Origin of the sequence: Bacteroides sp. D1 (assembly GCF_000157095.2) — a bacterium.
GTDB lineage: Bacteria > Bacteroidota > Bacteroidia > Bacteroidales > Bacteroidaceae > Bacteroides > Bacteroides xylanisolvens.
Map to the genome: position 1 here is coordinate 204739 of NZ_JH114348.1, position 15627 is coordinate 220365.

Sequence of the window (15627 nt, forward strand, 5' to 3'; positions counted from 1 at the left end):
ACAGTGCCTTAGTCCCATATATTGTGGGAAAAGATTCCCAACAGCTTGGGAAAGGATTCCCTTATTTTGTGGGAAAGTTTTCCTTCAATATATGGGAATACTTTCCCACAATATATGGGACAATCGGAACTAATGAGCATCTTCAAGCAAAAAGCCACTATTTTATCTAAATAGTAGCTTCATTTCCTGATAAAAATAAGGTAAGTCGAAAGAAAAAAGGAAGGACGAATGGCTTTTGACTATGAGAAATACCCTGAAACACTATGAGAATAAGGTCGATTTTGAGCCAAAATACGGGTAAACTTATGAGAAATGCCGTTTTAAAAAGTATTTCTCATAAAATATCTATCTGATTATCTTTCGTTTATCAAAAACAATGAGAATATGAGAAATGAAATGAAAAATTCTTTTTCAGGCGTGGAGGTGGGAATTCATTTTGTACAAGAACGAAAACATAAAGAATCCTTCTCCCTCTCCTTATCTTGATAAAAAAGTGATTGAATATCAAACAGGTTAAAATTATTTCGTAATTTTGCAGATATAAAAGAATGAAGCTATGCCGGACTATGATTTAATCGCCATACTCGGACCTACAGCCTCGGGTAAAACTCCCTTTGCCGCGGCCTTGGCCTATGAACTCAATACAGAAATTATCAGTGCCGACTCTCGTCAGATATACAGAGGGATGGATCTCGGTACGGGAAAAGACTTGGCAGACTATACAGTAAACGGACGTACAATCCCCTACCACTTAATCGATATTGCAGATCCCGGATATAAATATAATGTATTCGAATATCAACGCGATTTCCTGATTTCTTACGAATCAATCAAACAAAAAGGCTGTCTCCCCGTTTTATGTGGAGGGACAGGCATGTATCTGGAATCCGTATTGAAAGGATATAAGCTGATGCCCGTGCCGGAAAACCCTGAATTACGTATTCGTTTGGCAAATCATTCGCTCGAAGAGTTGACGGAAATATTAGGCCGGTACAAAACATTACACAATTCTACCGACGTAGATACCGTGAAACGTGCTATCCGTGCGATAGAGATTGAAGAATATTATGCTGCCCATCCGGTTCCCGAACGGGAGTTTCCTGAATTGAACAGCCTCATTATCGGAGTGGATATTGACCGGGAACTGCGTCGTGAAAAGATCACCCGCCGATTAAAACAACGGTTGGACGAAGGAATGGTAGATGAAGTGCGACAATTGATCGAGCAAGGAATTGCGCCGGATGATTTAATCTATTATGGGTTGGAATATAAATACCTGACATTGTATGTTATTGGAAAACTAACCTATGAAGAGATGTTCAACGGTCTGGAAATTGCAATCCATCAGTTTGCCAAACGGCAAATGACCTGGTTTCGCGGCATGGAAAGAAGAGGATTTACCATCCATTGGATGAATGCGGAACTGCCGATGAAAGAAAAGATAGCTTTTGTAAAAGAGAAACTGGAAGGGATTTAGTATCTTTGTCAGTTATATAGTGTGATTTTTAATACACAATAGGATAGATATACGAATATGAGTGTAGAACCAAAGAAATGGGGAGTGATTTACAACCCGAAAGCTGGTACCCGAAAGGTAAAAAAGCGCTGGAAAGAAATTAAGGAGTACATGGACAGTAAAGGCGTGGACTATGACTATGTACAATCCGAGGGTTTCGGTTCGGTGGAACGTCTTGCCAAGATTTTGGCCAACAATGGTTATCGCACGATTGTCATTGTGGGCGGTGATGGGGCATTAAATGATGCCATCAACGGCATTATGCTATCCGATGCCGAAGATAAAGAAAACATCGCTCTCGGCATGATTCCCAATGGTATCGGAAACGACTTCGCCAAATATTGGGGGCTTAGTACCGAATATAAACCGGCTGTCGACTGTATCATTAATCACCGGCTGAAGAAAATAGATGTGGGGTACTGCAATTTCTACGATGGAAAAGAACACCAACGCCGCTACTTCCTCAATGCTGTTAACATCGGACTGGGGGCACGAATCGTTAAAATCACCGATCAGACCAAACGCTTCTGGGGGGTGAAATTCCTGTCCTACGTGGCCGCCCTGTTTTCTCTTATATTTGAACGGAAACTCTATAGGATGCACCTCCGCATCAACGACGAGCATATCCGCGGACGCATCATGACCGTATGCATAGGCAGTGCCTGGGGATGGGGACAGACGCCTAGCGCCGTTCCTTATAACGGATGGCTGGATGTCTCCGTTATCTACCGACCGGAATTCCTGCAAATTATCTCCGGCCTATGGATGCTGATTCAGGGAAGAATCCTGAATCATAAGGTAGTGAAAAGCTACCGGACGAAGAAAGTGAAAGTACTCCGGGCACAAAATGCCGCTGTGGATTTGGACGGGCGGTTGTTGCCCAGACATTTCCCGCTGGAAGTAGGGGTGCTTTCGGAAAAAACAACACTTATTATTCCAAATTGATAAATTCAGGCACGGATTACGCGGATTACGCGGATTACACGATTTTTAGTAAATCTACATCTGCAAAAGCTGTATAGTCCGCGTAATCCGTGCCAGAAACATAAACTTATAATTATATTAAAAATGATAGAACTTAAGAACAATCCTGCCGGTAACTTCTTTCTGTTGGCAGGTCCATGCGTTATAGAAGGTGAAGAGATGGCAATGCGCATTGCCGAACGAGTAGTAAAAATCACCGAAGCTCTACAAATTCCATACGTATTCAAAGGCTCTTACCGCAAGGCTAACCGCTCACGCCTGGATTCGTTTACAGGTATCGGTGACGAAAAAGCACTCAAAGTATTAAGAAAGGTACATGAAACTTTCGGAGTTCCGACTGTGACAGATATTCACAGTGCAGATGAAGCAGCTATGGCAGCCGAATATGTAGATGTACTTCAAATCCCGGCTTTCCTTTGCCGCCAGACCGATTTGTTGGTTGCAGCAGCGAAAACCGGAAAAACAATTAACATCAAAAAAGGACAGTTCCTTTCTCCGCTGGCAATGCAGTTTGCTGCCGATAAAGTGGTGGAAGCAGGAAATAAAAATGTGATGCTTACCGAACGCGGAACGACTTTCGGTTATCAGGACCTTGTTGTAGACTATCGCGGCATCCCTGAAATGCAATCATTCGGTTATCCGGTTATTCTGGATGTTACCCATTCCCTACAGCAGCCCAACCAGACCAGTGGAGTAACCGGTGGAATGCCGCAACTGATAGAGACTGTAGCTAAAGCAGGTATCGCTGTGGGTGCTGACGGGATATTCATTGAGACACATGAGAATCCTGCGGTAGCAAAAAGTGACGGTGCCAATATGCTAAAGTTAGACCTCCTGGAAGGGCTGTTAACGAAGTTAGTCAGGATACGGGAAGCTATAAAATAACTCTTTTCCCTGTCTATTTGTGATTTACAACCAAACACGACGACAAATAACAAAGAAATATTTATTTAAACTAAATAGAACATGAAACATTTATTACGTGGATTATTTATTGCAGTCCTTTTTATATGCTGCAATTTCCAGCTCGTACTTGCACAACCCATGCAAGAACTGCCTGTGGACAAAAACGTCCGCATCGGTAAACTGGACAACGGGCTTACCTATTACATTCGACACAATGCACTTCCTGAAAAACGAGTAGAATTCTACATCGCACAGAAAGTAGGTTCCATCCTTGAAGAACCGCAACAACGTGGTTTGGCTCACTTCCTGGAGCACATGGCTTTCAATGGAACCAAAAACTTCCCGGGTGATGAGACAGGTCTTGGCATTATACCTTGGTGCGAAACGAAAGGTATCAAATTCGGTACAAACCTGAATGCATATACCAGCGTCGATCAGACGGTATATAATATCAGCAACGTACCGACTGAAAACATTAATGTAGTAGACTCTTGCTTGCTTATCCTTCACGACTGGTCGAGTGCCATCGACCTTGCTGACAAGGAAATAGACAAAGAACGTGGCGTAATCCGCGAAGAATGGAGAAGCCGTAACAGCGGTATGCTCCGTATCATGACCAATGCACAGCCTACGATGTATCCGGATTCTAAATATTCAGACTGTATGCCTATCGGAAGCATTGACGTTATCAACAACTTCCCGTATCAGGATATCCGCGATTATTACGCCAAATGGTATCGTCCGGACCTGCAAGGTATCGTTATTGTAGGTGACATCAACGTAGATGAAATTGAAGCCAAACTTAAAAAAGTATTCGCAGACGTAAAAGCTCCGGTAAATCCGGCCGAACGTATCTACTATCCGGTAGCAGACAATCAGGAACCACTTATCTATATCGGTACTGACAAAGAAGTGAAAAATCCTTCTGTCAACATCTTCTTCAAACAAGATGCGACTCCGGATTCTTTGAAAAATACCATCGCTTATTACGCAACGAGCTATATGGTCAGCATGGCTATGAATATGCTGAACAACCGTTTGAACGAACTTCGCCAGACTGCTAATCCTCCTTTCACAAGTGCCGGTGCAGAATATGGAGAATATTTCCTTGCCAAAACTAAAGAAGCATTCAGTATCAGCGCAAGCAGCAAAATCGACGGAATCGATTTAGCTACGAAGACTATCCTGGAAGAAGCAGAACGCGCACGCCGCTTCGGATTTACAGCAACAGAATATGACCGCGCACGCGCCAACTATCTGCAAGCCGTAGAATCAGCTTACAACGAACGTGAAAAAACCAAAAGCGGCTCTTATGTCAACGAATACGTTAACAACTTCCTTGATAAAGAACCGATTCCGGGAATCGAAGTTGAATATACGCTTTTGAACAAATTGGCTCCGAATATTCCGGTAGAAGCTGTTAACCAGATCATGCAACAACTGATTACTGATAATAACCAGGTAGTTCTGCTGGCCGGTCCGGAAAAAGAAGGAGTAAAATATCCTACTAAAGAAGAGATTGCCGCTCTGCTGAAACAAATGAAGTCATTCGACTTGAAGCCTTATGAAGACAAAGTCTCTAACGAACCGCTGATCTCGGAAGAACTGAAAGGTGGCAAAATTGTTTCTGAAAAAGCCGGAGACATTTATGGTACAACTAAGTTAGTACTTTCCAACGGTGTAACTGTGTATGTGAAGCCTACCGATTTCAAAGCTGACCAAATTGTTATGAAAGGGGTAAGTTTCGGTGGTACGAGCATATTCCCGAACGAAGAGATCATCAATATTGCTCAATTAAACGGAGTAGCCTTGGTGGGTGGTATCGGTAATTTCAGCAAGGTTGACTTGGGTAAAGCTCTTGCCGGTAAACGTGCAAACGTGGCTGCCGGTATCGGTAATACAACAGAAACGGTTTCCGGTAGCTGTGCACCGAAAGATTTTGAGACAATGATGCAACTCACTTATCTGACTTTCACTTCTCCACGCAAGGACAATGAAGCATTCGAATCTTACAAGAATCGTTTGAAAGCCGAACTTCAAAATGCGGATGCCAACCCGATGACTGCTTTCAGTGACACTATTACAAGTGTATTATATGGTCATCATCCACGTGCTATCCGAATGAAAGAATATATGGTAGACCAGATCAACTACGACCGTATTCTCGAAATGTACAAAGACCGCTACAAAGACGCAAGCGACTTTACTTTCTACCTGGTGGGAAATGTAGACTTGGCAACGATGAAACCGTTGATCGCCAAATATCTGGGTAGCCTGCCATCTATCAACCGTAAAGAGACTTTCAAGGACAACCACATGGATATCCGCAAAGGACAGATCAAGAATGTATTCGCAAAAGCACAGGAAACTCCGATGGCTACCATCATGTTCCTTTATAGCGGTAGTTGCAAATACGACTTGCGCAACAATGTCCTGCTTAGCTTCTTAGATCAGGCTTTGGATTTGGTTTACACAGCAGAAATCCGTGAAAAAGAAGGTGGTACATACGGCGTAAGCTGTAACGGCAGCCTGGGTAAATATCCGAAAGAAGAATTGGTTCTTCAAATCGTATTCCAGACTGATCCTGCCAAGAAAGACCACCTTTCTGCTATCGTTGTGGAACAACTCCACAAAATGGCCAAAGAAGGTCCGTCTGCCGAACACATGCAGAAGATCAAAGAATATATGCTGAAGAAGTATAAAGACGCCCAAAAAGAAAATGGCTACTGGCTCAATAACATGGACGAATACTTCTACACCGGTGTCGATAATACAAAAGACTATGAAAAGTTGGTCAACAGCATCACTGCTAAAGAAGTACAAGACTTCCTTGCCAAGTTGCTGAAACAGAACAACGAAATTCAAGTCATTATGACTGTACCGGAAGAAAACAAATAAATATTTCTCTAGTATATCTACTGAATGATGATATTCAACGAATTACGTAAACATGGAAGGCTCGCCGCCAAACGGCATCCGATGTATGAAAAGAACAAAGTTGCTAAAATACTCGGTTATGTCATGGGCGCATTTTGGGCCGGTTACCTGATATTTTTCGGTACGACATTCGCGTTCGGTTTTTCAGATATGGTTCCCAATCGGGAACCATATCATGTAATGAACGCAGTGGTTCTGATCTTTATCCTGGCACTGGACTTCCTGTTGCGTGTTCCGTTACAAAAAACACCGACACAGGAGGTAAAACCTTACCTCCTGTTGCCGGTTAAACGAATTCGTGTCATCGACTTTTTACTGATCCGCTCGGGACTAAGTCTGTTCAACCTGTTCTGGTTGTTTCTGTTTGTCCCTTTTTCCTTCATCACTATTACCAAGTTTTTCGGTATCTCCGGTGTTATCACCTATCTTATTGGTATCCTGCTATTAATTATTGCCAACAATTACTGGTACTTGCTTTGCCGCACTCTTATCAACGAACGTATTTGGTGGATTCTATTACCTATCGCTTTCTACGGTGGAATAGGCTGCCTTCTTTTTATTCCCGAAGATAGTCCCCTCTTCTATTTCTTCATGGATCTGGGAGACGGATATATACAGGGAAACATTTTCTATTTTCTCGGCACCATACTTGTAATTGTGCTTTTATGGCTGATTAACCGCAAAATCATGTCCGGGCTTATTTATGCAGAGCTAGCCAAAGTGGATGATACCCAAATAAAACACGTCTCCGAATATAAATTCTTCGAACGCTACGGAGAAGTGGGCGAATATATGCGGCTGGAACTAAAAATGCTCCTACGCAACCGCCGCTGCAAAGGTGCACTACGCAATATCTCTATCGTAATTGTAGCTTTCTCCGTTGCACTTAGCTTTTCCAGTGTCTATGACGGTAATTTCATGACCTCTTTTATTTGTGTGTACAACTTTGCCGTATTCGGAATGATTATCCTTTCACAGATAATGTCATTCGAGGGCAACTACATTGATGGTCTGATGTCTCGCAAAGAATCGATTATGAGTTTGCTGAAAGCTAAATATTACACATATAGTATTGGTGAGATTATACCTTTCATACTGATGATCCCCGCTATCATCATGAACAAACTTACCTTACTGGGTGCTTTTGCCTGGTTTTTCTATACCATTGGCTTTATCTATTTCTGCTTCTTCCAACTGGCTGTTTACAACAAACAGACAGTACCTCTGAACGAAAAAGTGACAAGCCGACAAAACAATAGCGCCATACAGATGTTGGTCAATTTCGGTGCTTTCGGCGTACCGCTTATCTTATACAGCCTGTTAAATGCACTTTTGGGAGAAACAATCACTTACACAATCCTGTTAGTGATTGGTCTCGGATTTACCCTGACCTCTCCTTTATGGATAAAAAATGTATATCATCGCTTCATGAAACGGCGGTACGAAAATATGGAAGGCTTCAGAGACAGCCGCCAATAAACGTTCATGAATCATTAACTATATAAACATTGAAGATCATGATTACCATTGATAAACTTAAAAAGAATTTCGGTGAAAAGGTTGCCGTAGACATAGAACATTACGAAATCAATCAAGGCGATATGCTCGGATTGGTGGGTAACAACGGTGCCGGTAAAACCACTCTTTTCCGATTGATGTTGGATCTGCTGAAAGCAGACGATGGAAAAGTGATTATAAATGATATTGATGTCAGCCAGAGTGAAGACTGGAAAAGCATTACCGGTGCTTTCATCGACGATGGCTTCCTGATCGATTATCTCACTCCGGAAGAATATTTCTATTTCATCGGGAAAATGTATGGGCTCAAGAAAGAAGAAGTAGACGAACGTCTTATCCCTTTCGAACGCTTTATGAGCGGAGAAGTGATCGGACACAAAAAATTAATTCGCAACTACTCTGCCGGTAACAAGCAAAAGATCGGAATTATCTCCGCCATGCTTCATTATCCGCAATTATTAATCTTGGATGAACCGTTCAATTTCCTTGATCCAAGTTCGCAGTCAATCATCAAACATCTGCTTAAGAAATACAACGAGGAGCATCAGGCTACGGTTATCATATCCAGTCACAACCTCAATCATACCGTAGATGTATGTCCACGGATCGCTTTACTGGAACACGGGGTCATCATCCGGGATATTATCAACGAAGATAACTCCGCAGAAAAAGAACTGGAGGATTATTTTAATGTAGCAGAAGAGTGAGGGAGATTTATGAGTTATGAGTTGTGATTTATGATTTATGATTTATGATTGAGATACAGTTGATGAAGGCAAAATTAAAATTTATCTATCTATTAGTTGGGCTGGCTGCTATATTTAGTTCCTGTCGCACTTCCGCTCCCCGGCTGGACTATCAAGCATTGGCACGAGCTTCTATTTTATTAGGTGTAGATGTCAATCTGGAAGATAATCATAAGCTCTATCTCGAAGCAGCCGACTGGATAGGGGTTCCTTATCGTGGTGGGGGTGATTCTAAACGAGGAACAGATTGTTCGGGGCTGGTTTATCAAGTGTATCGAAAGGTATACCGCACCCAAGTGCCACGCAATACAGAGGACTTGAAAAAAGAAAGTAATAAGGTCGCTAAGCGAAACCTTCGGGAAGGAGACTTGGTATTCTTTACCAGTAGCCGTTCAAAAAAGAAAGTAGCTCATGTGGGTATTTATCTAAAAAACGGAAAGTTCATTCATTCCAGTACCAGTAAAGGAGTGATCGTCAGCAACTTGAACGAGAGTTATTATACCAAACACTGGATAAGCGGAGGCAGAATACGTTAATTATCAACTTCTAATGATATAAAATTATGAAATCATTCATCGGAGCAGTTATATTTATCTGTGTGGCATTCAGTGCCAATGCACAACTTTTATGGAAAGTGTCCGGTAACGGACTAACTCAACCGTCCTACATCATAGGTACTCATCACCTGGCACCATTCAGCATCATGGACAGCATTGCCGGACTTCAAAAAGCGATGAATGAAACGCAACAGGTATATGGAGAACTGAAAATGTCGGAAATGCAGTCGCCCGCCACCATGGGAAAGATGCAAAAAGCAATGATGATTGAAAGTGATACCACTCTGACCTCCCTCCTTTCTCCGGAAGACTTTGAGACTGCTAACAAATTCTGCAAAGAAAACCTGATGGTAGACTTAAATATGGCTCCAAAACTAAAACCTGCCTTCCTGTTGAATAATGTAGTGGTAATGGCTTACGTAAAACATGTAGGAAAGTTCAACCCGCAAGAGCAACTCGACACGTTCTTTCAAAGCCAAGCCGCCCAAAACGGAAAAAAGGTGGACGGTCTGGAAACTGCCGAATTCCAATTCAACCTGCTTTTCAACGGTAGTTCACTACAACGACAAGCACAGCTACTCATGTGCACTCTTAATAATATAGAAGCAGAAGTAGAAAACCTGAAAAAGCTCACGAACGCTTACATGAAACAGGATTTGAACACTATGTTCAAAATCAGCGAAGAGCGCAAAGGCAATCAATGCGACGCACTTCCCAGCGAAGAAGATGCCCTTATTTACAACCGTAATAAAATATGGGCTGAAAAATTACCGGCTATCATGAAAGCCGCTCCGACTTTTGTTGCGGTAGGCGCCCTGCACCTTCCTGGAGAAAAAGGATTATTAAAGTTACTAAAAAGCCAAGGATACACAGTAGAACCTGTGAAATAAGAAAAGTATTTAGTACTTTTGCGGAAAAGTTTTCCCCAATGAACTACAAAACCTATTTATTCGATTTCGACTATACATTAGCCGATTCGTCGCGTGGTATCGTTAAATGTTTCAGAATTGTGCTCACCCGGCACCAGTATTTAACCGTTACCGATGAAGCTATCAAGCGCACGATCGGCAAAACACTGGAAGAATCATTCAGTATCCTTACCGGAATTACCGACCCGGAACAGTTAGAATCTTTCCGGCAGGAATACAGACTGGAAGCTGATGTACACATGAATGTAAATACCCGTCTTTTTCCTGATACATTATCTACACTGAAAGAATTGAAGAAACGGGGTGCCCGCGTCGGAATTATCTCTACCAAGTATCGCTTCCGAATATTGAGTTATCTGGAAGAATATCTGCCAAAAGATTTTCTCGATATAGTTGTGGGAGGAGAAGATGTAAAAGCACCGAAACCTTCACCGGAAGGGGTACTATTTGCTTTGGAACATTTGGGAAGTACACCCGAAGAAACTTTGTATATCGGAGATAGCACGGTAGATGCTGAAACGGCCCGAAATGCAGGAGTAGATTTTGCCGGCGTATTGAATGGAATGACAACAGCCGAGGAACTTCGCATTTATCCACACAAAATCATTATGCAGAATTTGGGAGAGTTGGTCCAATAGCTGCAATGAGGGTTAAAATGCTCATTTATTTGCTGTAATCATTTTATCTCCTGCAAAAAATAAAAGAAATATTTGTCTGGAACGAATAAAAATAGTACTTTTGTGCCCGATTATTCCGCAACGGGTTCGATAAAGAGCTCTTTAAGTGATTAAAGACCACCCGCCGGAGCTAACTTATACATTATATATAAGATGTACGCAATTGTAGAAATTAACGGTCAGCAGTTTAAAGCAGAAGCTGGTCAAAAGTTGTTCGTTCACCACATCGAAGGTGCAGAAAACGGTTCAACAGTAGAATTTGAAAAAGTTCTTTTGGTAGACAAAGACGGAAACGTTACAGTAGGTGCTCCTACCGTAGAAGGCGCTAAAGTTGTTTGCCAGGTTGTTTCAAACTTGGTTAAAGGCGACAAAGTTCTTGTTTTCCACAAGAAAAGAAGAAAAGGACACAGAAAACTGAACGGTCACCGTCAACAGTTCACTGAATTAACAATTACAGAAGTAGTAGCTTAATCAATTAAAAAGTAAGAAGAAATGGCACATAAGAAAGGTGTCGGTAGTTCTAAGAACGGCCGCGAATCACAGAGCAAGAGATTAGGCGTTAAGATATTTGGTGGCGAAGCTTGCAAAGCAGGTAACATCATCGTTCGTCAAAGAGGTACTGAATTCCACCCGGGTGAAAACATCGGAATGGGTAAAGACCACACTCTTTTCGCTTTAGTAGACGGAACAGTTAATTTCAAAGTAGGTAAAGAAGATAGAAGATATGTTTCTATCGTTCCTGCAACAGAAGCATAATTATCCGGACTGAAAATAGTTAAGACAAGGAGATGCAATCCACAAGATTGTATCTCCTTTCTTTTTATATCAAAACATACTTTATCGCCTGACAAGTATACGCCTTTTTAACATTCAAATATTCACCTCATGGATATTTTTCATTTTTTCCATCCTTATTATTGCCAAAATATAACAGAAGTGTAATATCGTTTATTTTTTTATCTATCTTTGTAGACTTAAAAAAAGGTTTTTCATAAAAAGTATAGATATGCTTACCATTAAACAAATTACAGAAAACACAGAGGCGGTACTCCGCGGACTGGAAAAGAAGCATTTCAAGAATGCAAAGGAAACGATCGATCAGGTGATCGCTCTTAACAACAAGAGACGTAGCACACAAAATGAATTAGATAAAAACCTGGCAGAGGTTAACTCACTTTCGCGCACCATCGGTCAACTGATGAAAGAAGGCAAAAAAGAGGAAGCAGAAACTGCACGTGCCCGCGTTGCCGAACTAAAAGAAGGCAACAAAGAGCTGGATGCTGCCATGACACAGGCTGCAACGGATATGCAGAATGTACTTTATACCATCCCCAACATTCCTTATGACAGCGTACCGGAAGGCGTAGGTGCCGAAGATAACGTCGTAGAAAAAATGGGAGGTATGGAAACCGAACTTCCTAAAGATGCACTCCCCCACTGGGAACTGGCAAAGAAATATGATTTAATAGACTTCGACCTGGGTGTAAAAATCACAGGTGCGGGTTTCCCTGTATACAAAGGTAAAGGAGCACAACTTCAACGCGCCCTTATCAACTTCTTCCTGGATGAAGCACGCAAATCCGGATATACCGAAATCATGCCGCCGACAGTAGTCAACGCCGCTTCCGGCTATGGTACCGGACAGCTTCCGGACAAAGAAGGACAGATGTATCATTGTGAAGTAGATGATTTATACCTGATCCCGACAGCGGAAGTTCCCGTAACTAATATCTACCGTGATGTGATTCTGGAAGAGAAACAATTGCCTATAATGAATTGTGCGTATACACAATGTTTCCGTCGCGAAGCAGGTTCTTATGGTAAAGATGTACGTGGCCTGAATCGTCTGCACGAGTTCTCCAAAGTAGAATTGGTTCGTATCGACAAACCAGAGCATTCTAAACAATCTCATCAGGAAATGCTGGACCATGTAGAAGGACTGTTGCAAAAACTGGAACTCCCCTATCGCATTCTCCGTCTTTGCGGTGGAGATATGAGTTTCACTGCTGCTCTTTGTTTCGACTTCGAAGTATATTCTGAAGCACAGAAGCGTTGGTTGGAAGTAAGTTCCGTATCCAATTTCGACACTTACCAGGCCAACCGCCTGAAATGCCGTTACCGTAATGCAGAAAAGAAAACCGAACTCTGCCACACACTGAACGGTTCAGCATTAGCACTGCCACGTATCGTTGCTGCCCTACTCGAAAACAACCAGACTCCGGAAGGTATCAGAATTCCGAAAGCATTGGTTCCGTATTGCGGCTTTGACATGATAGACTAAGACTTGGCATGACAGACTAATAAAAGTACCCATATACAGAGAGCCACTCATCAAAAGAGTGGCTTTTCTTTTATATTTCGTAAATTAGCTGTATCTTTGCCAAAATTTATATCATTCTGATAGCAGTTACGTAATAAAAACAACAAATTAATTAGATAATGAACAAAATCATTAGCAAGGAACGCTTTTCTGAAAAAGTATTCAAATTTGAAATTGAAGCTCCTTTAATTGCTAAATCCCGTAAGGCCGGACACTTTGTCATCGTGCGTGTAGGTGAAAAAGGAGAACGTATGCCATTGACTATCGCAGGTTCTGACCTCAAAAAAGGTACCATTACTCTGGTAGTGCAGGAAGTCGGGCTTTCTTCTACCCGTCTCTGTGAACTGAATGAAGGCGATTACATCACTGACGTAGTAGGCCCGCTCGGACAAGCTACCCATATAGAGAAATTCGGAACAGTAGTCTGCGCTGGTGGTGGTGTAGGCGTAGCTCCGATGCTTCCTATCGTACAGGCTTTGAAAGCAGCCGGCAACCGTGTTATCACTGTACTGGCCGGACGCAACAAAGACCTGATTATTTTAGAAAAAGAAATGCGTGAAAGCTCTGACGAAGTAATTATCATGACAGATGACGGCTCTTACGGTCGTAAAGGTCTGGTGACAGAAGGCGTAGAAGAAGTTATCAAACGCGAGAAAGTGGACAAATGCTTCGCTATCGGTCCTGCCATCATGATGAAGTTCGTTTGCTTGCTGACTAAGAAATATGAAATTCCGACTGATGTTTCATTGAACACCATCATGGTGGATGGAACTGGTATGTGTGGTGCTTGCCGTATCACTGTAGGAGGAAAGACTAAATTCGTTTGTGTAGACGGTCCTGAATTCGACGGTCACCAAGTGAATTTTGATGAAATGCTGAAACGTATGGGCGCGTTCAAAAATATCGAGCGCGAAGAAATGCATAAACTGCAACCGGAATGTGAAGCAACCAAAGAAATCGACGAGAAAAGCCGTAATGCAGCCTGGAGACAGGAATTACGCAAATCAATGAAACCGAAAGAACGTACAGCCATTCCCCGTGTAGAAATGAACGAGCTTGACGCTGAATATCGTTCACACAGCCGTAAAGAGGAAGTAAATCAAGGATTAACAGCAGAACAGGCTGTTACAGAAGCTAAACGTTGTCTCGACTGTGCTAATCCGGGATGTATGGAAGGCTGTCCGGTAGGTATTGATATTCCTCGCTTCATTAAGAATATCGAACGTGGAGAGTTTCTTGAAGCTGCTAAAACATTGAAAGAAACAAGTGCGCTTCCGGCTGTTTGCGGTCGTGTGTGTCCACAGGAAAAACAGTGCGAATCAAAATGTATTCATTTAAAAATGAATGAAAAGCCCGTCGCTATCGGTTATCTGGAACGTTTCGCAGCTGATTACGAACGTGAAAGCGGGCAAATCTCCGTACCTGTCATTGCAGAGAAGAACGGCATCAAAATAGCTGTGATCGGTTCGGGACCTGCAGGATTGGCATTTGCCGGAGATATGGCTAAATATGGATATGATGTAACTGTATTCGAAGCATTGCATGAGATTGGTGGTGTGTTGAAATATGGTATTCCCGAATTCCGTTTGCCAAACAAGATTGTAGACGTAGAAATCGAGAACCTTAGCAAGATGGGTGTTAACTTCATCAAAGACTGTATCGTAGGAAAAACAATCGGCGTAGAGGACTTGAAAGCTGAAGGTTTCAAAGGAATATTTGTGGCTTCCGGCGCCGGGCTGCCTAACTTTATGAATATCCCGGGAGAGAATTCCATCAATATCATGTCGTCCAACGAATACCTCACTCGCGTTAATCTGATGGACGCTGCCAGTGAAGATTCGGACACTCCGGTAGCTTTCGGTAAAAACGTAGCAGTAATCGGTGGTGGTAATACAGCGATGGACTCTGTTCGTACTGCCAAACGTCTTGGTGCAGAGCGCGCTATCATTATCTATCGCCGTTCGAAAGAGGAAATGCCTGCACGTATCGAGGAAGTAAAACATGCTAAAGAAGAAGGAGTTGAATTCCTTACACTACATAATCCGATCGAATATATTGCTGATGAACAAGGTTGCGTAAAACAGGTTATTTTGCAAAAGATGGAATTAGGCGAGCCGGATGCTTCCGGACGTCGTAGTCCTGTAGCCATCCCGGGAGCAACAGAAACAATTGATATCGACCTGGCAATTGTCAGCGTCGGAGTATCCCCTAACCCTATTGTTCCAAGCTCCATCAAAGGACTGGAACTAGGACGAAAAGGAACCATCACTGTGGATGACAACATGGAATCTTCCATCCCTATGATTTATGCAGGAGGCGATATCGTTCGCGGTGGAGCTACTGTTATTCTGGCAATGGGCGATGGCCGTAAAGCCGCTGCCGCCATGAATGAACAATTGAAGGCAAACGCCGGTAACTAATTGCCGCTTATTAACAGGTGGGCTAAAACCAACTCACACGTGGGCGGAACATCACTCGTCCCCCGGCATAAAAATAAAATAAGAAAAGCCCCGTCTACAAAATGTAAACGGGGCTTT

General features: G+C 42.5%; 13 protein-coding genes. All 13 read left to right on the forward strand.

The window, feature by feature from the left end; translation table 11 throughout:
• The first annotated feature begins 556 nt into the window (after positions 1–556).
• The 13 genes from miaA to BSAG_RS05105 all read left to right on the forward strand — a co-directional run bounded on the left by miaA (position 557) and on the right by BSAG_RS05105 (position 15510).
• Positions 557–1477, forward strand: a complete 921-nt coding sequence (gene miaA / locus BSAG_RS05165) for a tRNA (adenosine(37)-N6)-dimethylallyltransferase MiaA (RefSeq protein WP_004316676.1) — start codon at positions 557–559, stop codon at positions 1475–1477.
• Between the two features lie 57 nt (positions 1478–1534).
• Positions 1535–2461 (forward strand): diacylglycerol/lipid kinase family protein, encoded by a 927-nt coding sequence (locus tag BSAG_RS05160; RefSeq protein ID WP_004316677.1) that lies wholly within the window; start codon positions 1535–1537, stop codon positions 2459–2461.
• A 123-nt stretch (positions 2462–2584) separates the two neighbouring features.
• On the forward strand, positions 2585–3385 hold the full coding sequence (gene kdsA, locus BSAG_RS05155) for a 3-deoxy-8-phosphooctulonate synthase (RefSeq protein ID WP_004316678.1): 801 nt from the start codon (positions 2585–2587) through the stop codon (positions 3383–3385).
• An 81-nt stretch (positions 3386–3466) separates the two neighbouring features.
• Positions 3467–6304 (forward strand): M16 family metallopeptidase, encoded by a 2838-nt coding sequence (locus tag BSAG_RS05150; RefSeq protein ID WP_004316683.1) that lies wholly within the window; start codon positions 3467–3469, stop codon positions 6302–6304.
• Between the two features lie 24 nt (positions 6305–6328).
• Positions 6329–7822 carry a DUF5687 family protein gene (locus BSAG_RS05145; protein WP_004316684.1) on the forward strand — a complete coding sequence of 498 codons (1494 nt, stop codon included), beginning with the start codon at positions 6329–6331 and terminating at the stop codon, positions 7820–7822.
• A 38-nt stretch (positions 7823–7860) separates the two neighbouring features.
• Positions 7861–8568 carry an ABC transporter ATP-binding protein gene (locus BSAG_RS05140; protein WP_004316686.1) on the forward strand — a complete coding sequence of 236 codons (708 nt, stop codon included), beginning with the start codon at positions 7861–7863 and terminating at the stop codon, positions 8566–8568.
• Positions 8569–8612: 44 nt separating this feature from the next.
• The gene (locus tag BSAG_RS05135; RefSeq protein WP_004316687.1) at positions 8613–9143 is read left to right on the forward strand and encodes a C40 family peptidase; all 531 of its coding nucleotides are present in this window, start codon (positions 8613–8615) and stop codon (positions 9141–9143) included.
• A gap of 26 nt (positions 9144–9169) precedes the next feature.
• Positions 9170–10054 (forward strand): TraB/GumN family protein, encoded by an 885-nt coding sequence (locus BSAG_RS05130; RefSeq protein ID WP_004316688.1) that lies wholly within the window; start codon positions 9170–9172, stop codon positions 10052–10054.
• Positions 10055–10092: 38 nt separating this feature from the next.
• Positions 10093–10731, forward strand: a complete 639-nt coding sequence (locus BSAG_RS05125) for an HAD-IA family hydrolase (RefSeq protein ID WP_004316690.1) — start codon at positions 10093–10095, stop codon at positions 10729–10731.
• Between the two features lie 192 nt (positions 10732–10923).
• Positions 10924–11241, forward strand: coding sequence for a 50S ribosomal protein L21 (rplU, locus tag BSAG_RS05120; protein WP_004316691.1), 318 nt, complete (start codon positions 10924–10926; stop codon positions 11239–11241).
• Between the two features lie 21 nt (positions 11242–11262).
• Positions 11263–11526 carry a 50S ribosomal protein L27 gene (rpmA, locus tag BSAG_RS05115; protein ID WP_004316697.1) on the forward strand — a complete coding sequence of 88 codons (264 nt, stop codon included), beginning with the start codon at positions 11263–11265 and terminating at the stop codon, positions 11524–11526.
• A gap of 250 nt (positions 11527–11776) precedes the next feature.
• Entirely contained in the window at positions 11777–13051 is a 1275-nt protein-coding gene (gene serS / locus BSAG_RS05110; RefSeq protein ID WP_004316699.1) for a serine--tRNA ligase, read from the forward strand.
• A 158-nt stretch (positions 13052–13209) separates the two neighbouring features.
• Positions 13210–15510 carry a bifunctional dihydroorotate dehydrogenase B NAD binding subunit/NADPH-dependent glutamate synthase gene (locus BSAG_RS05105; protein ID WP_004316700.1) on the forward strand — a complete coding sequence of 767 codons (2301 nt, stop codon included), beginning with the start codon at positions 13210–13212 and terminating at the stop codon, positions 15508–15510.
• Positions 15511–15627: the final 117 nt, after the last annotated feature.